At 47.1% G+C, this 16,711-nt stretch carries 16 protein-coding genes; 11 read left to right on the top strand and 5 right to left on the bottom strand.

Translation table 11 applies throughout. The features are described 5' to 3' along the window. The first annotated feature begins 262 nt into the window (after positions 1-262). The 4 genes from AT705_RS17300 (at position 263) to AT705_RS17285 (ending at position 3,736) form a co-directional block, all read left to right on the top strand. The gene (locus AT705_RS17300) at positions 263-949 is read left to right on the top strand and encodes a phosphoribosylanthranilate isomerase (protein ID WP_010385288.1); all 687 of its coding nucleotides are present in this window, start codon (positions 263-265) and stop codon (positions 947-949) included. A gap of 63 nt (positions 950-1,012) precedes the next feature. Next, positions 1,013-1,711: a uracil phosphoribosyltransferase gene (gene upp, locus AT705_RS17295; protein WP_058797516.1), complete on the top strand. Its 699-nt coding sequence runs from the start codon at positions 1,013-1,015 to the stop codon at positions 1,709-1,711. Then, positions 1,708-2,616 carry an EamA family transporter gene (locus AT705_RS17290; protein WP_058797515.1) on the top strand — a complete coding sequence of 303 codons (909 nt, stop codon included), beginning with the start codon at positions 1,708-1,710 and terminating at the stop codon, positions 2,614-2,616. The genes upp and AT705_RS17290 overlap by 4 nt, the downstream gene beginning before the upstream one ends. A gap of 31 nt (positions 2,617-2,647) precedes the next feature. Next, positions 2,648-3,736, top strand: a complete 1,089-nt coding sequence (locus AT705_RS17285) for an alkene reductase (RefSeq protein ID WP_058797514.1) — start codon at positions 2,648-2,650, stop codon at positions 3,734-3,736. Positions 3,737-3,901: 165 nt separating this feature from the next. Here AT705_RS17285 and AT705_RS17280 read toward each other — a convergent pair whose 3' ends face one another. From AT705_RS17280 to AT705_RS17270, 3 genes are all read right to left on the bottom strand, one after another. Beyond that, positions 3,902-4,537 (bottom strand): HAD family hydrolase, encoded by a 636-nt coding sequence (locus AT705_RS17280; protein ID WP_058797513.1) that lies wholly within the window; start codon positions 4,535-4,537, stop codon positions 3,902-3,904. A 198-nt stretch (positions 4,538-4,735) separates the two neighbouring features. Beyond that, positions 4,736-5,686, bottom strand: a complete 951-nt coding sequence (locus tag AT705_RS17275) for a hypothetical protein (protein ID WP_157576832.1) — start codon at positions 5,684-5,686, stop codon at positions 4,736-4,738. A 54-nt stretch (positions 5,687-5,740) separates the two neighbouring features. Further along, positions 5,741-6,076, bottom strand: a complete 336-nt coding sequence (locus tag AT705_RS17270) for a hypothetical protein (RefSeq protein WP_058797511.1) — start codon at positions 6,074-6,076, stop codon at positions 5,741-5,743. A 392-nt stretch (positions 6,077-6,468) separates the two neighbouring features. Here AT705_RS17270 and tnpA point away from each other — a divergent pair, with 392 nt between their 5' ends. From tnpA to AT705_RS17235, 7 genes are all read left to right on the top strand, one after another. Further along, positions 6,469-6,735: an IS66 family insertion sequence element accessory protein TnpA gene (tnpA, locus tag AT705_RS17265; RefSeq protein WP_058796451.1), complete on the top strand. Its 267-nt coding sequence runs from the start codon at positions 6,469-6,471 to the stop codon at positions 6,733-6,735. Then, positions 6,732-7,067, top strand: a complete 336-nt coding sequence (locus tag AT705_RS17260) for an IS3 family transposase (RefSeq protein WP_058797510.1) — start codon at positions 6,732-6,734, stop codon at positions 7,065-7,067. The genes tnpA and AT705_RS17260 overlap by 4 nt, the downstream gene beginning before the upstream one ends. A gap of 393 nt (positions 7,068-7,460) precedes the next feature. Further along, complete coding sequence (locus AT705_RS17255) at positions 7,461-8,711, top strand: efflux RND transporter periplasmic adaptor subunit (RefSeq protein ID WP_058797509.1); 1,251 nt, start codon at positions 7,461-7,463, stop codon at positions 8,709-8,711. A 9-nt stretch (positions 8,712-8,720) separates the two neighbouring features. Next, positions 8,721-9,449, top strand: coding sequence for an ABC transporter ATP-binding protein (locus tag AT705_RS17250; protein WP_058797508.1), 729 nt, complete (start codon positions 8,721-8,723; stop codon positions 9,447-9,449). Positions 9,450-9,457: 8 nt separating this feature from the next. After that, positions 9,458-11,896 carry an ADOP family duplicated permease gene (locus AT705_RS17245; RefSeq protein WP_237113744.1) on the top strand — a complete coding sequence of 813 codons (2,439 nt, stop codon included), beginning with the start codon at positions 9,458-9,460 and terminating at the stop codon, positions 11,894-11,896. A gap of 88 nt (positions 11,897-11,984) precedes the next feature. Continuing rightward, positions 11,985-13,367 (top strand): sigma-54-dependent transcriptional regulator, encoded by a 1,383-nt coding sequence (locus AT705_RS17240; protein WP_058797506.1) that lies wholly within the window; start codon positions 11,985-11,987, stop codon positions 13,365-13,367. Between the two features lie 5 nt (positions 13,368-13,372). Beyond that, the gene (locus AT705_RS17235) at positions 13,373-14,695 is read left to right on the top strand and encodes a sensor histidine kinase (RefSeq protein WP_058797505.1); all 1,323 of its coding nucleotides are present in this window, start codon (positions 13,373-13,375) and stop codon (positions 14,693-14,695) included. Positions 14,696-14,881: 186 nt separating this feature from the next. Here the strand turns inward: AT705_RS17235 and AT705_RS17230 are convergent, their stop codons facing one another. Both AT705_RS17230 and AT705_RS17225 read right to left on the bottom strand, forming a co-directional pair. Beyond that, on the bottom strand, positions 14,882-15,367 hold the full coding sequence (locus AT705_RS17230; protein WP_058797504.1) for a hypothetical protein: 486 nt from the start codon (positions 15,365-15,367) through the stop codon (positions 14,882-14,884). Between the two features lie 108 nt (positions 15,368-15,475). Next, positions 15,476-16,678, bottom strand: coding sequence for an IS4 family transposase (locus tag AT705_RS17225; RefSeq protein ID WP_058795531.1), 1,203 nt, complete (start codon positions 16,676-16,678; stop codon positions 15,476-15,478). Positions 16,679-16,711 lie beyond the last annotated feature (33 nt).

Raw genomic sequence — 16,711 nt, 5'->3', positions numbered from 1 at the left:
CTACATACGCTCCCCAAAAAACAGGCTTTTTCTTTGCCCTGGTGGGCTTGAACCAGCACTTACAATGAGGTGTCTCATCAAACTAAAAAAAAAACAGCAACATAAACATTTGAATTTAATTGAAAAAGTGATTTTTACGCAAAAAAACGAGAAAAAAACAAATATCTTTATGCAAAGATACTTGACGGTATCAGAAATAACCTATATCTTTAACTCAAGATTCTTTAAGCAAACTTAACTTTAAACAATTAGGAGATATACCATGAATAACATCACTAACATCATCCAAGTAGCTGGCATCATTGACCGTGAAGAAGCAGAACTGTGTCTGGCAGAAGGTATTGAATGGTTGGGTTTCCCACTACGTCTGCCTTCTGGTAAAGACGACATCACTGAAGGTGACGCAATCAGCATCATCAAAGATCTCAGCGAGCCTCAGGCAGGCGTTCTAATCAGCTACATGATAGACGCAGACGAAGTAAGCGGTTTCTGTTCAGAGCTGGGTGTAAAAGCCGTACAGCTACATGGCGACATCAGCGTTGCTGAAATGAAAAAACTACGCGCACTTCGCCCTGACCTTTACATCCTGAAGAGCCTGGTTGTTAAGGAAGATAATGCTGATGAGCTACTGACGCTGGTTGATGAAGTGGCCGAATACGTAGACATGTTCATCACAGATACCTTTGACCCTAAAACTGGTGCTAAAGGTGCTACGGGCCTGACGCATAACTGGGACGTAAGTGCTGAGCTGGTTCGTCGTTCGCCTAAACCTCTGATGATGGCTGGTGGCCTGAACCCAGACAACGTGGCAGACGCAATCCGCAAAGTTAAACCAGCTGCCATTGACGCACACACAGGCCTGGAAGGCGCAAACGGTCGTAAAGACCGCGCTAAAGTCCAGAAGTTTATCAGTGAAGCACAAAAAGCCTTCGCAGAAATCAATGCTTAATCATCATACCTGAGTCAGGTGCCCCACAAGCGCACCTGACTCTCATCACTAAGGAGAGATACCATGCTTGCAACTAACCTAAAGTCACTATCCAGACCCGACTATAACACTGCGAATGTTATTGAACTGGAGCAAACGGATCGACTGCACTATTTGCATACTAAGGTGCGCGATAAAACAGCCAACAAACGTCAGTTTACCTTTTACGCTGATCAGATCATTCGTCTGCTATTGGAAAAAAGCCTGGAAAGACTGAACTTTGAAGGACTGAATGTCACTACGCCGGTTGGCGAAACTTATGAGGGCAAACAATTTGCGAAGCCTCTGTGCGGTGTATCTGTGGTACGTGCAGGCGAAAGTATGGAAAACGAATTACGTCGCTTGGATCTCAATATTCCAATTGGGAAAATTCTCATCCAACGTGACCCAACAACCAAATTACCAAAACTCTATTATTCCAAACTGCCGGACAACGTTGAAAAGTTCCATGTGCTTCTTTTCGAACCTATGCTGGCAACGGGTGGCTCGGCCATTTGTGCCCTGGACGTGATGACCAAGGCCGGTGTTAAACCAGAAAACATCACCTTCGTAAACCTACTGTGCTCACCAGAAGGATTGCAAAAAGTCACTGCTCAATTCCCGGACGTCACCATAGTGACTTCGTCTATCGAGCAACGACTGAACGAACACGCCTTCATGATCCCCGGTATCGGAGACTTCGGCGACCGCTACTTTGGCACTACAGACCTGGGGGCTGTATGAGCAACAAACAGCTAATTTTTTGGATGGTGGTTGCGATGATCGCACCCACCATCTGGGGTAGCACCTACATTGTTACCACTGAGCTTTTACCAGCAGACAAGCCACTGATTGCATCCGTTTTACGGGCGCTACCAGCAGGCATCCTGCTGGTGTTACTGGGCCGTAAGCTACCACAAGGTGTGTGGTGGATGCGCTCCATCATTCTCGGTTTGCTCAACATTGGCGGCTTCTTTTACTGCTTATTTGTCGCCGCTTACTTACTCCCAGGTGGTGTCGCAGCGTTAGTCATGTCATGCCAGCCAATCATTGTAATGTTGCTTGGCGCACTGCTGCTAAAGAACAAATTAAAAGCGCGTCAATTCGTCGCCTGCCTGATAGGCGCACTGGGTGTGTCTTTACTGGTACTTGAGCCCAATATGGAATTGCCAACCGCTGGCGTATTAGCGGGACTTGCAGGGGCCATGTCCATGGCAACAGGCATTGTACTGACCAAAAGATGGGGTAAACCCGAAGGTGTCTCTTTATACACATTCACCGGCTGGCAACTGGTTGTCGGCGGCCTGTTTTTGCTACCAATAGGGCTAGTTCAGGAAGGCTTCCCGACCGAGTTAACGGTTAATAATGTTATCGGCTACACCTATCTGAGCCTGATCGGCGCATTGGTTGCTTATGTACTGTGGTTCAAGGCGATTGAAAAGTTACCTGTGGTCACTGTGTCTTTCATCTCATTCGCCAGCCCATTATCAGCAACATTACTGGGTTACTTCATACTCGGCGAAGTGCTGACATTCAGTCAGATACTGGGGGCCGGTGTCATCGTAGTGGCGATAGCCGTGTCGCAGCAACAGCTGTTTAACCGAACACTTGCGAGTCCATCAACGGATAAGTCGCTTTCTAAGGCGTAACAAAGACTTTTAAATAATTAAGGATATTGCAATGAACACTTTATTTGACGCAACTCAATACGGCAGCATCAAAGCAAACAACCGTTTCGTTATGGCACCGATGAGCCGTAACCGTGCCACAGAGAATGGCCTGGCAACCCCTTTGATGGCAACCTACTACAGCCAGCGGGCAACCGCTGGACTCATTGTCACTGAAGGGATACAACCCAACCAGGTCGGTCAGGGCTACATGAATTCACCGGGTCTGCACACCAATGAACAGGCACAAAGCTGGTTACAAGTCACCGACGCTGTGCACGAAAAAGGAGGTAAAATCGTTGCCCAGTTTATGCACTGCGGTCGCATTGGCCACCCCAGCCTGTATCCCAGTGCACACCAGTCTGTTGCGCCCTCCGTGGTCACGGCAAATGGCCAGACATTTACGCCAGATGGCATGCAAGATTTTGCACCACCAAGAGCGCTGAGCTATGAAGAGATCCAGGCGACTATTGCTGACTATGCACAGGCTGCTAAGTACGCCATACTCGGCGGATTTGACGGCGTTGAGATCCACGCAGGCAATGGCTTTTTACCGCATCAGTTTTTAGCCAACAACACCAATCTGCGTGACGATGAATACGGCGGCAGCATTGAGAATCGCATCCGTTTTACCCTTGAAGTGATTGCCGCCGTTGCCAATGCCATCGGCGCGGATAAAGTGGGCCTTCGTATCTCACCACATAACCAGTTCAATGACATTAATGAAACCGATACCCTGCCTTTGTATCAGGCACTAATTGAAGCATTACCGACGAATCTGGCATACCTGCATATCATGGAAGCGGCGTGTCGTGAGACCAGTCAAAAGATCCGTGCATTGTGGCAAGGTCCCTTGATCCTTAACCCACATCAGTCATGGGATGACGGCCCGGCAACGCCTGCCATTGCCACCCAGGTACTGGAACAAGATCTGTGTGATGGCGTAGGCATTGGTGCCCTGTTTGTGGCTAACCCGGACCTGGTAGAAAGAGCCAAAGTGGGTGCTGAATATAACGAAGTAGATGACAGTAAGTTTTATGGTGGCGGAGCCGAAGGCTATACCGACTACCCGACACTTGAGGAGGCAGAATTGACCGCCTGAGTCTATTTTATGGTCTGACTCTCCTTTACTGACCGCAAGGGTGATTTATCACCCTTTTTTGCTTTGTCACTTTATAATACGAAACCTCTGCGAAGTACTTATCTGAAGTAGCAAAGTTTGAAAAAACTAAGAATTAAGTTGTATTTTTGACCTTCAGGGCCTTAATTACAAGCCAATATAGGCCAATACTTCGTCTTGTTTTTCAAAATTCATAATCGACTGACTATGCTTGATTCTATCACCGACTAAAACAAAGTTAACACCAAGTACTTTACACGCGTTCAAATCCCAGATTCCATCACCGAAATAGGTAAATGATAAACGCGCCTCTTTAACGGCTCTTTTTTCAGCAATTTTCATTATCTCGATTCTTGAATAATGATCATTTGCAGAAGCAATGGGAATGCCTGAAATATCCATGCCAGCAGACGCCAACTTTAAGAGAGCGCTTTCGTACCATCCACCCGTTGCAAGCGAAATTGAAACATTGGCCAACTCCTTTAAACGGGCAATAAATGCAGCAGCCCCCGCTATTTCACTAACTGGTGTTTTTGCAATTCGGGTTTGTATTTTCGATAAGAAAACACGCTTAATGTGCTCATGCGCACTTTGAGTATTTTCAATGTTCTTTTCTTGAAAAAACTGATTGAGGATCCCTGTGTCCGTTACGTGTGTGTAGCGAGACCAGTTTGTATCAATCTCATATCCTGTCACTGCCTCGACGGCTTCAGCAAAACACTCAGAATCAAAATCATAGGATTCGATAAGCGTGCCATCAATATCAAACATGACGTGATTCATTGTGGCGGTTCCTTCTGTGTGTAACGCCCATATACGTGGAGCAAAATGCTTGAATTAAATGTGTAAAGTAGCGAATCAAGCCAGGTAATTTGGTTCTGCACATGACGGGCTTGTCAGCTTTTCACAGCACCTTTAGGTTGTGCTTTTAACACGATAAAAAGCACACACTAGTTAGCCAATATAAACAAAGGCCAACTGTCATTCCTTTTGCTTCAATGGCTGGTTTGGCATTTCATCTTTAAAAACAATTTTTTCTATAAGGCTTGTTTTGATTTTTTCGACTTGGCCGCTTGACTTATCTATGTACATTACCCAATCTTTAGTTTCTTGTATTAAGTAGGAATCGTACACTTTTTCTTTGGTTTTGATAGATACAAATTCAAGCTTTGCGCCCCCTAAAGCAACGGGGATTTTAGGGTAAATATACTTAGTGTAATAGCTTGCAATTGTCCATAAAACAAAGAACACGCCAACTATACTGAATGCCGCTTGATATAATTTATCATATCTTTCTTTTATGTCAGGATCAGTACAGCGTAATTCAATTCCCAACCCCTTATCATTCTGACTCATGGCAATCGCCACATAGCCAAAAAAGAAGTATGTGGTTGCTTTCAAGACCCCCGAAAACTCAGGAATATTCCAAGCAATCACTAGCGTAACGATAAGCATGGGTATTGATAACGCTCTTGAGAGAAAAGAAAGTGTCTTTTTAAGACGGCTTTCATTGTCGCCTGGCATTAAAGCAATATCTAATATCGTACAAGCGACGACAGCATGAGCTATTAGAGATGCTAGAACCCCGATTAGAATAAGTGAGTCCTTTGCATCTCGACCAATCTCAAACAGCTCTTTTCCATACAAGATTGCGTAAATAACATAAGGGAGAGAAATAACTCTCAGAGACCAGGGTAAAACCTTATCAATGGTGAGGCTTTTACTTACATTGGATAAGTTAACCTTAATTCCAGTGTATACAATACAGATAACGGAAAAAACTACTGCTCCAAATCCAGAGAGTATGTATTTAGCTTGAACTAACTGAAATTCATAACTTCCAAAGCTTGATAAATATGAATTATGAACAATGAATCCAACAACATATAAAATCGCTGGTATCTTTATCCAATGTTTTTCTATAATATCCAAAACCCAATCCTTGTGTGCTATTAACGCCATCAACTATTGACATATGATATCACATTACTGTTGACTAAATTCTATCATGTCAAGAGTTAAGATATGACTTGGTGAACACGCCTTACCCTCACCACTTACAAAAACATAACCAAGTGTTTTTTGAGCTGTATATGCTGTAAGCAAAGATGAAATTAACGCTGTATTATCATTATTGACTTTGGCATGCATACGATAATGATAACCACCCTCACATGCATTTAACGCCGGAGAAAAGCGAACATAAGTGACGTTGTTAGTTACCCGCAAACTCTGAACTTTAATTGGCCCAGATTGATAAACCTGCGCATTGGATACGCTACAAAATAAGAAAAGAAAACACCCGATGATTAATTTTTTCATAAATACTCCTCTGCTTAATGTTCGGTATATAACGATGAATTAGTAGGAATGCTGGTTTGGCTCTGTTTCTAAGCCTTAGCACCGCCCACTAAGGGTACTTACCCAAAATGGGAGCGACAAAATACCACTAGGAGCACTCGTCTTCAAGCCTACTGCTCACTATAGAAAACGAGCCTTACTGGAAATATCGATGAAACATCCATCATGAGGTTTTTGCGGGGAGGATTTTGTGAGAACATGCACTAAGTGAATGTACTGAGTGTGCCAGTGTTCCAAGGATGCCAGTGTTCCAAGGACATCCATCTTAAAATATCCGATAAGCTTGTAACTCCCCCATAAACTGCAACAGTTCTTGAGTAGAATTTCCATTAACAAAAGAAGGAAGTTTTACGATGAGAAAAAGCAAGTTCACCGAGTCACAAATTGTTGCCATGATCAAAGAAGCTGAATCGGGTGTATCGGTTCCAGATCTTTGCCGAAAACATGGAATAGGACAGAGCACATTTTATAAATGGCGCTCCAAATATGGCGGCATGGAAGCGTCGGATGTAAAGCGACTGAAAGAACTTGAAGAAGAGAATCGCAAGCTCAAGGATATGTTTGCAACACTGAGTCTGAAACACACGATGCTTGAGGAAATTGTTGCAAAAAAGCTGTGAGCACAAGCAGGCGTAGAGCGTGGGTTGAGCATTTCCTTGAGCAGTTTGGGGTAAGTGTGGCACTTGCTTGTGAGGTTGCAGGACTAAATCGAAGTGTCTATTACTACACCCACAAGCGGCCACCAGATGATGAGGTAATCGATGCGCTGCTGTTGCTTGTAGAGCGCCACCCTCGCTGGGGTTTGCCCAAGCTATTTAAACGGCTCAGGCATCAGGGCAAAACATGGAACAAGAAGCGTGTTGAACGAGTTTACAATATGCTAAAGCTCAACTTGAGGCGAAAAGGAAAGCGCCGTGTTCCGACACGCAGCCCAGAGCCATTGAGAGGATAGCGAGGACATCCACCTAAAAATATCCGACAAGCTAACCTACCTCTTGCCCGCCGTCAGCAGTAATGGCTCAACTCAAGTCCATTATGCTTGAGCTCAAAATTAACGGCGCATCCCTATGTTCTAGATTGAAGTGCACCGAAATTTGCAAAGACACATACCTTCAAAAAATGCTTCAACGACCTAAACACCAAACCGCCCCCCAAGTTAATTAACCACCTTAGTATGACTAGCCACACCGCCAGTCTCATCTTTGAGCCTAGTCTCAAATTAAATCCCAAATATGGGACTGAGAAATTCAAAAAAACATAAATCCATTTAAAATCAATCCCTTAAAAATTGGCACAATGCCTGCTCTGTTACTCTCAAATTGTTCTTATTCGACCAGGAGTGAAAATGGACATTGCAGTAACGACAAAAAAGACAAGATCTCCGCGGACCTTAGTCATAGCACTTATCGCGCTAGTGGCGGTGGCTTTTGGTACCTACCAAGTGTGGCAGTACTCTCGTGCGGAACTTACGCTCAAAGCCAACTCTTTAATCATTAATCAGGTTAAAAGAGGCAGTTTCACTGTCACCGTGCGTGGTAATGGCGTGCTGATTCCTGAAAATGTGCAATGGCTGTCGGCCAGTGGCGATGCCAAAGTAGAGGCGCTGCTGTACAAGCCAGGACAAGAGGTACGCCAGGGCGACGAGATTGTGCGCTTAACGAATCCGCGTTTAGAACAACAGTTGGCTGAGGCCAAGTGGGAGTTCTCTGCGCTGGAAGCCGAGCACCAGGCCAGTGATTTGGCTGAGCAAGCCGCGATTGCACAACAACGCGCCGATATGCTCAATGCCCGGATGGCAGTTGATGGTGCTGAACACGAATACCAGGCGCACCTTGAGTTAATTGAAACCGGCGCGGTCTCAAAACTGGACTTTCAGCGCGCCAAAATTGCCCTTGAACAGGCGCGTCAGACTCTGGCATCCAGAAAAGAACAAATGGCTGAATCGGCTAAAAGCTTAAAAGCGCAGCAACATGCTCGCTTTGCCAGACTCAACCAGCTCAAAAACCGGGTGTCACGCATTCAAACGCAAGTGGATGAACTGAGTGTCCGCGCCTCCATTGATAGCATTATTTTAGCGCTACCCGTTGAAGTTGGTCAGCATGTCAGCATGGGCAGCAACATTGCCAAACTGGCTGACCAGGGGGCGCTCATCGCTGAGCTGCAAGTCCCTGAGCTACAAATTCAGCAAATTAAGGTGGGCCAGAAGGTCACCATTGATACCCAAAATAATCAGGTCTTGGGCCAGATCACGCGTATCGACCCTGAAGTTGTGCAAGGCAGTGTACAGGTCGATGTTGCCTTTAGCGAGCCACTACCGAGCGATGCGCGGCCTGCGCTTAGCGTCGATGGTGAAATCACCATCGCAGAGCTTGATAACACGCTGTATGTATCACGGCCCTTATTTACCCAAAGTCAGACCCAATCCAGTATTTACAAACTCAGCGCAGATGGTTTAATGGCCACGCGTACAGCCGTGCAACTCGGGCTGGGCTCTGTCAATTATGTACAAATTATTCAAGGACTTGAAGAGGGTGATCAGATAGTCACATCTGATCCAAGCCGCTTCGAAAGTTATAACCAATTCAGAATCAACTAGGAAACCGCCATGACTCAGCCTGTATTAGCATTAAAAAATCTCAGTAAAGTCTTTTTCTCTGACGACCTGGAAACCCATGCACTGAACGATGTATCACTGCAAGTGCACCAGCAAGAATATATTGCCATTTCAGGGCCATCCGGTTCTGGCAAGTCGACCCTGTTATCCCTGTTAGGTCTGTTGGATACGCCAACCTCAGGGAGTTACCAGCTTGCAGGACATGAAGTGGGGAATATCAGCAAAACAGAGCGCGCCCGGATACGCAACAATCAAATTGGATTTATCTTTCAATCTTTTAATTTGATCAGTGATTTAGATGTGATGGAAAACGTCGAGCTCCCGCTGACCTACCGTAAAGATTTGAGTAAGACGCAGGTTAAGCAAATGGCGGCTGACGCGTTAGCCAAGGTCAATATGAGCCACCGTACTAATCATTACCCGTCGCAGTTATCAGGTGGTCAGCAGCAACGTGTTGCCATCGCCCGCGCCATCGCAGGATCGCCCAGTTTAATTCTGGCGGATGAACCTACCGGCAACCTGGACTCTAAAAATGCCCACGATGTACTGGCGCTGCTTGATACCCTTCATCAGGAAGGGGCCACCATTTGTATGGTAACGCATGATCCGCGCTCTGCCGAACGGGCACAACGCAAAATTGAAGTGCTTGATGGCCGGATCATTGCCGATCACAAGACCCAAGCTGCACAGCCTGAGCTTGCAGACGTGGTGCACAGTTAAGGGGGAAGATGATGAGTATTCGCAGCGATATCAAATATGCCCTGCGCCTGCTGGCCAAAAAGCCCAGCTTTAGCGCACTCACCGTGTTTGTCATGGCGACAGGTCTTGGCTTAAGTGTTTACCTGTTTTCATTTATGAATTCGATGCTATTTAAGCCTTTACCCTTTGAAGACGGTGAGCACTTAATTGAGATCACCACCTCAACCAATGGCCTGCGTAATTTTGGTGGTTTTAATATTCATGATTTTGCCGAGGTCGAAGCGCAGTTGTCCGGGGCCAGTGAGTTTAGCGCCTACCGCAACGACGTTGTCAATATAGCCGGGCGTGACGGTGCACGCAGATACCAAAGCGCAGATGCCCGTGCCAATTTGTTTGAACTCACCCGTACCGCCCCGTTATTAGGCAGAACATTTACAGCCGAAGAAGACAAGATAGGCGCGCAGAATGTGGTGGTACTGGGTTACGATATCTGGCAAAACCATTTTGGTGCTGATCAGGAGATCCTGTCACGCAGCGTCGATATTAACGGCCAGCCCTACCGTATCATTGGCGTGATGCCAGAAGGCTATTACTACCCACGCAGAGCTCAGATTTGGCGGCCTCTGCGCGATAATCCACAGCAAGTCTCGCGGGAGCAAAACGCGCAGGTAACAGGGTTAGCGCTGAGAAAACCAGGTGTCACGATTGACCAGCTCGATCAGGAACTTACGCTGATCATGCAGCGCCTGGAGCAACGTTACCCAAAAACCAATTCAGGTCTGAGCGCGTATGCTCTCACCATGCACCAGTCAACCGCTGATGGCGGTATGTCGGTTGTTTATGTTATGCATACTGCGGCGATCCTTATCTTAGTGCTGGCGTCCGTCAATGTGGGTAACTTGTTGTTGTCACGCGCCGTTGAGCGCTCTCAGGAAACGGCTATTCGCGTTGCTCTGGGCGCACCAACTGGACGGTTACTGAGTCAGCTGTTATGGGAAAGTCTGCTGATCTGCGGTTTGGGTGGTTTAATTGGGCTATTGCTCGTTGGCTGGGGATTAGAAATAACGCAAACTGTCACCAATCAGTTCTTTACCGACAGACCGCCGTTTTGGTGGAACTTTGGCATAGACGCATACACCCTGAAAGTCTTTTTTGGTTTCCTGGTGGGTACCATTTTTGTCACCGGCTTTCTGCCCGCATGGCGCAATATTAACGGCGACTTTAATGCCGTACTGCGCGATGGAACACGCGGCGCGCTGGGCAAAGGTGCAGGTAAACTCAATAAAGCCCTGGTGATCGGCGAGGTATTTTTATCGATCACCATTTTGATTGTTGCTGCTGTGATGATCTCAGCAAGCTATAAGGCTACTTATGCAGATTACGGTGTTAATACCCAGGATAAACTGGTCGGGCAAATTACCCTGCCAGCTGAGCAATATCAGACGGATGAGCAAAGACGTCAGTTTGTACAAACGCTTAAAGCGCAGTTAGACGCCCAAAGTGGGTTTAGCAACAACATGCTTACATCAGCGTTACCGGGTTTTGGGGACAAACGCCCCGCTGTTGCCGTAGCCGGTCAGGAATATGGTCAGCAAGGTTTATCCAGCTACCCAAGAGCCAACCAGATAGCTGTAGTTCCAGGCGCATTGCAGCACGTAGAGGCAAAATTACTGGATGGCCGCCTTTTTAGCAACTCAGACAACGCCGAAGATAAACGCACTGTGATTGTCACAGACAGTTTTGTACAGCAGTACATGAATTCGGAGCAACCGGTTGGGCAACGCGTGCAGTTTATTAATGAAGATGGCAGCAAAGGGCCTTGGTTTACGATTGTTGGTGTTGTTAAACATGTCGTACAAACCATGCCTAACAGAGATAAAGCAATGCGGACTCCGTCTGTCTATCTGCCTTTTGCGCAATCGCCGCGCGCCTCTGTTTTCATCAGTGTGCAACTGCAAAGCGACACACAAAGTGCTAAAGCCGCACTAACCCGAGTGATTAACCGGATTGACCCGCAGCTGCCGGTGTTCAATATCGCCACTTTGGATGCTCGCCTCACGCAACGTGTTGCACCACTCAGGTTTGTAGGGGGCGTATTTATGCTGTTTGGTTTAGCTTCGCTGTTACTGGCTGCCAGCGGCATTTACGGGGTAATGGCCAACACCATTTCGCAGCGCACTCAGGAGATAGGAGTAAAACGCGCACTCGGCGCCAGCGAAAATCGCATCACCGTTGAGTTTTTACTCTCAGGTACCATGCAGTTGCTGCTCGGTGCCGTGCCCGGACTGGCAATCGGCTTAGCGCTGGGATACGCCATGTCGGTGCCCATTGGCGTTGAGTTCTTCGATGTTGCAGTAACCGCGGTCGTACTCACTGGCGTACTTAGCCTGGTGGTATTGCTGGCAACCTATCTGCCAACGCAACGTGCACTCAGCAATGAACCAGCGAACACGCTCCATAACCACTAATACACCCGCAACTAAGCGCAGCTTTTTACATATTCGCTGCGCTTTTGTTGTACACTGAGTTCACTTAAGCGGTTGATAACACACATTTATGAACGACCCAATTTTAATTCTTGATGACGATGAAGGTATCAGGCATGCATTGAGCCTGCTGTTGCTGGAAGAAGGCTACGCCAGTTTACAAGCCAGTTCGCCAGATCAGGCAACACAACTACTCAAGCGGCATACCGTTAGCTTACTGATCTCGGATTTAAACTTTACTCAGGATACCACCTCCGCCCAGGAAGGGCTGGCATTGATAGAGCAAATTAGAGCGGACGATGAACATTTGCCAATCATTGCCATTACCGGTTGGGGGAGTATTGAGATTGCAGTTAAAGCGATGCAACTGGGTGCCAATGACTTTGTTCAAAAGCCATGGGAAAACGAGCGGTTACTGACGATCATTCGCACCCAGCTACAGCTTGCAAAAGCCCATAAACGCACCCAAAAATTAGCCGTTCACAATCAGCTGCTACAAAATGAGCTGGGTGTTTTATCAGGCCTGATTGCCCATTCCGAGCCCATCAAACAGGTTCTGTCGACTTTGTCTCAGGTGGCCAAAAGCGATGTCAGTGTGCTGCTGACGGGAGAAAATGGCACAGGAAAAAGCCTGTTTGCGCGGTATTTACATGATTTATCGCCCCGAAAAGACGAGCAGCTGATCAGTGTAAATATGGGCGCAGTCAGCGAAAACTTATTCGAAAGCGAGATGTTTGGCCATATAAAAGGCGCTTTTACCGATGCCAAGTCGCACCGCATTGGCCGCTTTGAGCTGGCCGATGAGGGTTCGCTGTTTTTAGATGAAATTGCCAATACCCCCTACTCTCAGCAAGCCAAGCTTCTGCGCGTACTCGAAGAAAGGCAATTTGAAAAAGTCGGTGCCAGTAAAACACAGTCAGTCAATATTCGTTTAATTACCGCCACCAATGCCAACCTGGACGACGCCGTGCACGAAGGTAGTTTTCGAAAAGATCTGCTATATCGCATTAATACCGTGCAGGTACATATTCCACCTTTGCGAGAACGTCAGGCCGATATCCTGCCGCTGGCGCAGCACTTTTTGAGACGCTCAATTGATAAGTACGCGGCACAGGGGCGTGTTTTAACGCCGCAAGCACAAAGTGCCCTGCAAGCATACCACTGGCCCGGCAATGTCAGAGAGCTGGCTCACCTGATGGAGCGAGCACACATTCTGGCGCCCACTGAGCAAATTGATGTGACGCACCTCAATTTACCTTCGCAGCAGCCACGCCAGAGCGCCGTATTCACTGAGGGCACAGAGCAGGAACCACTAATGACCCTTGCAGAGCTAGAGCAAAAAGCCCTGGAACGCCGTATGTCGCACTTTCAGGGGGATGCCGTTGCCGCTGCGCACTCCTTAGGGCTGAGCCGCAGTACCTTTTACCGGCGTTTAAATAAAACAGGTAAATAACACTTATGCCTAAGTCAGCGTCATACGAATCTCAGCTCTGCTATTTGTATCTTGCCAGTGCGGTACCTTTGCTCTTTTTACTCATTATCACTATGTTGCTCACCGACATATCGGTGTGGCTGGTGGCGCTGTGCGCATTGCTGGGCGTGATAGTGCTGACCTGGAGTACCTTGTATATCAAACAAAAAGTGGTGTACCAGCTGCGCACCCAAACCAATTTGGTAGAGGCCCTCGCGCAAGGTGACTACACACTCAGAGCACACACAGGCGCCCATGAAAATGAACTAACGCCTCTGTTTAATGCCATCAATCGGCTTGCCGAACGTTTAAGTACACAGCGCTGGCAATCAGCGGAATCTCAACAGCTGGTGCAAACCGTACTTGAGCATATCGATGTGGCGATTTTAGCCATTGACGACCAGCAGACCATTGCGCTGTCTAACCCTGCTGCACAAGCTCTGTTCGCACTGGATGACACTCATACAAAACAGGCCCTCCCTAAGGCACTGGCCGCAGTCAGCCAACTGGCGTCCGGGCATAGCCAGGTAATTGAGCTGCCCGTGGCACTGCAAACCAAGCGCTACAATGTGCATGCAGAAAAATACCTAAGTGAAGGCAAAGCTTATAAACTGCTGTTTATTACCGATGTGCACTCTTTATTGCGTAGCGAAGAGCGCCACGCCTGGCAAAGGCTGATCAGAGTAATGAGCCATGAGATAAACAACTCACTCTCTCCGATCACCTCTATTTCGCAAACCTTAGTAAAAATTGTCAACAAACGCTGTGAGCCGGCCATTCAGGCACCACTCACCGAGAACTTAAACTTTATTCAGCATCGCGCCAGCGAGCTCAGTAAGTTCATCGAAAGCTATAATCAACTGGCCCGACTGCCAGAGCCAGAGCGCAAAACCTGCTCACTACACGCGCTTATCGCTAATTGCCAGAAGCTCTTTCCACAGTGTGAATTCAATCTGCTCAATGCACATGACCTGTCGCTCTGCGTCGACCCGGTACAATTTGAGCAGCTGTTTATCAACCTGTTTAAGAATGCCTGCGATGCCGCAGAGCAAGCCAATGTCAACTGCCAGATAGAGATTGACTGGCAGCTTATCAATCAGCAAGTGCGCATTACCATTTGCGACAATGGCACTGGCATAAAAAACACCGACAACTTATTCGTGCCCTTTTACAGCACCAAGCAACAAGGCTCAGGTATTGGTCTGGTACTTTGCCAGCAGATCATTGAGGCCCATCAGGGACGTTTGTCTTTGCACAATCGCCAGACGCAACCTGGGTGCTGCGCAGTACTGGCGCTGGGGTATTCATAGTGGACTGGTGTTAGTGAAGTCAAGAGCAGTCGTCATTTGTGCCGTTGTTCAGGCTAATAAACCTCAAGATATCTTTTATACCAACCCTATTACGCCTCGCTCAACCGGCGCTGCTGAGCAAGCTAAATAACGACAAAAGGACGCAAATCGGCTTTGCGTCCTTTGTGGCTTAAGCGTTTGTTAGCTTTAATTTTCCCAATCTCTATCAAGTTTCCCCCCATCCCCGAGATATAGCTCAATAGCTTTTTCTCGCATTCTTAGAAGGCGCTTATCCGTGTGTTCCTCTGGAAAGTCACAAGAATCTAAGTAAATTGCATGATATTTTAGCTGATCTACAACCGTGTCTTCCCAAGATTGATTCCAGTCTGCCAACTCCAAAATTTGTTCCACTGCAAATATAAGGTTCGACACATAAAATTCGTATCGAGTGTACTCATCTCGATTACGATAAAATTCGAAGTAACGAGGTGAGTTTTCTGGATAACTTGCCAATGCATATTTCGGATGTTCAAATGCTAGTTTCAAGTAACCCATATACTGATTCTTCGCGTGAATGTCCCGTGCCTGAGTCTTTGAAATCGAATATTGACGGTATGCAATAATTAGAGCGCCACAGGCTACAGCCAAAGCTGCGATCCCTGTTAACTCAGATGTTGATAATGATTCTAGCAAGTGTCTCATTTCCTAAATAATTGCCAATTAAATTTATTTGAGTGTGGGAAGGAGCCTCTTTTTCGGCGTCCAATTTTATTCAATATACCGGGGCACTGGGGGATCCCCTCATAATTGAGGCCTCCCGAGCAGATGTATCAAGCGCACGTATTCACGTATAGCCCAGCGCAGCTGCTTCCCCGTCATAACATAATCGCTTCGTCGCCTAACCTCTTTGCCGAGCCTGACAGTCGACAGCACAGCACGATCTCTGATGGTATTTGCCTGGAACTTTCGTTGCCAATTTGAGTGTTGGGCATACAGGCCTATCCACCAGAGAATAATGGTCGCCAGCAAAGAGAGTAATAACAATATATCGAGCCGGTTGGGGCATCGACTTTTACTATGCCGCAGACCCATCCCGTATTGGGGGCTTTTCAGGTCTCGAAAGCTTTCTTCGATTTGCATACGTTTGGCGTAAAGTGAGACGACACGTTTGGGTTTGAACAATTCTGCGGGCAGGTTAGTGGCTAATAGCCAAGGCTCCTTACTGCCAGTTCGATAACTTTTTTGGGCGGTATGATGCCTGCCTGCTTTTGATGAGCGCCTGTCAGTACGGCCTTTTTGTTTGGCTTTATATAAATGAAGATGGCAGCTAATTGGGCTTTTTCGGCCAAGCTTTACTTCTCCAATATAACGACCACGGGGAGTAGCTGATGGATAAAGAGCCTGATTTACATGCCAATCTTCACTGTTTTGATGCTGATAAGTGACTTTGCCACGCACCCGTCCGAGCCAGAACCAACCTTTTTTATCGACCTGTCTAAACCAGGTATTTCGATAGCCAGCATCGGTCACGATGAGTGGAATACATTTATCAGGCAGGATGCTGGCAAGTTCGTCAAGGAACAGCTGATGGGACTTAGGTGAGTTGTATTGAGCAAACGTGAAGGTACGTTCATACACTATCATTGAGCGTCCCTGAATGCTGACGGAAGCACGTAACGTCATCAGCCGCAGTTGCTCACGCACATCTGCCCAGTCGACCAGCAAAATAGGCATGGGATTAGCGCCACATATCAGGCGCGCATGGAAGCGGTAAATAGCAAGTCGGTCGTTATGCATGGCTGTGTTGCCAAGCAGCCGGTCCATGCGCTTGATATTGTGCTTAGCAGCGACAGGGCCCTTCATATTCCGGCCAAGCTCGGTAAGTGAGAGTTGATTGCTATCGAGCAAAGTCTCAGTTGCCAGCATTAATGAATCAAGGCGCCGAGCATGAATTTGGGGGCAGTTTTTTCGGAGCATATCGTGTAGGATGGTGATATCACGCATGGTGTTGTTATCTGGTTAGTTTTTGGCGAAATA

The sequence above is a fragment of the Pseudoalteromonas rubra genome, from assembly GCF_001482385.1.
Classification (GTDB): Bacteria; Pseudomonadota; Gammaproteobacteria; order Enterobacterales; family Alteromonadaceae; genus Pseudoalteromonas; species Pseudoalteromonas ardens.
This window is presented reverse-complemented; position numbering and strand designations above follow the sequence as displayed.

What these genes read in the sequence shown, in the direction of transcription:
- AT705_RS17255 (WP_058797509.1), top strand. Translation starts at nt 7,461, where the DNA reads ATGGACATTGCAGTAACGACAAAAAAGACAAGATCTCCGCGGACCTTA.
- AT705_RS17225 (WP_058795531.1), bottom strand. Translation starts at nt 16,678, where the DNA reads ATGCGTGATATCACCATCCTACACGATATGCTCCGAAAAAACTGCCCC.
- AT705_RS17300 (WP_010385288.1), top strand. Translation starts at nt 263, where the DNA reads ATGAATAACATCACTAACATCATCCAAGTAGCTGGCATCATTGACCGT.
- tnpA (WP_058796451.1), top strand. Translation starts at nt 6,469, where the DNA reads ATGAGAAAAAGCAAGTTCACCGAGTCACAAATTGTTGCCATGATCAAA.
- AT705_RS17285 (WP_058797514.1), top strand. Translation starts at nt 2,648, where the DNA reads ATGAACACTTTATTTGACGCAACTCAATACGGCAGCATCAAAGCAAAC.
- AT705_RS17280 (WP_058797513.1), bottom strand. Translation starts at nt 4,537, where the DNA reads ATGAATCACGTCATGTTTGATATTGATGGCACGCTTATCGAATCCTAT.
- AT705_RS17290 (WP_058797515.1), top strand. Translation starts at nt 1,708, where the DNA reads ATGAGCAACAAACAGCTAATTTTTTGGATGGTGGTTGCGATGATCGCA.
- AT705_RS17235 (WP_058797505.1), top strand. Translation starts at nt 13,373, where the DNA reads ATGCCTAAGTCAGCGTCATACGAATCTCAGCTCTGCTATTTGTATCTT.
- AT705_RS17250 (WP_058797508.1), top strand. Translation starts at nt 8,721, where the DNA reads ATGACTCAGCCTGTATTAGCATTAAAAAATCTCAGTAAAGTCTTTTTC.
- upp (WP_058797516.1), top strand. Translation starts at nt 1,013, where the DNA reads ATGCTTGCAACTAACCTAAAGTCACTATCCAGACCCGACTATAACACT.
- AT705_RS17240 (WP_058797506.1), top strand. Translation starts at nt 11,985, where the DNA reads ATGAACGACCCAATTTTAATTCTTGATGACGATGAAGGTATCAGGCAT.
- AT705_RS17245 (WP_237113744.1), top strand. Translation starts at nt 9,458, where the DNA reads ATGATGAGTATTCGCAGCGATATCAAATATGCCCTGCGCCTGCTGGCC.
- AT705_RS17270 (WP_058797511.1), bottom strand. Translation starts at nt 6,076, where the DNA reads ATGAAAAAATTAATCATCGGGTGTTTTCTTTTCTTATTTTGTAGCGTA.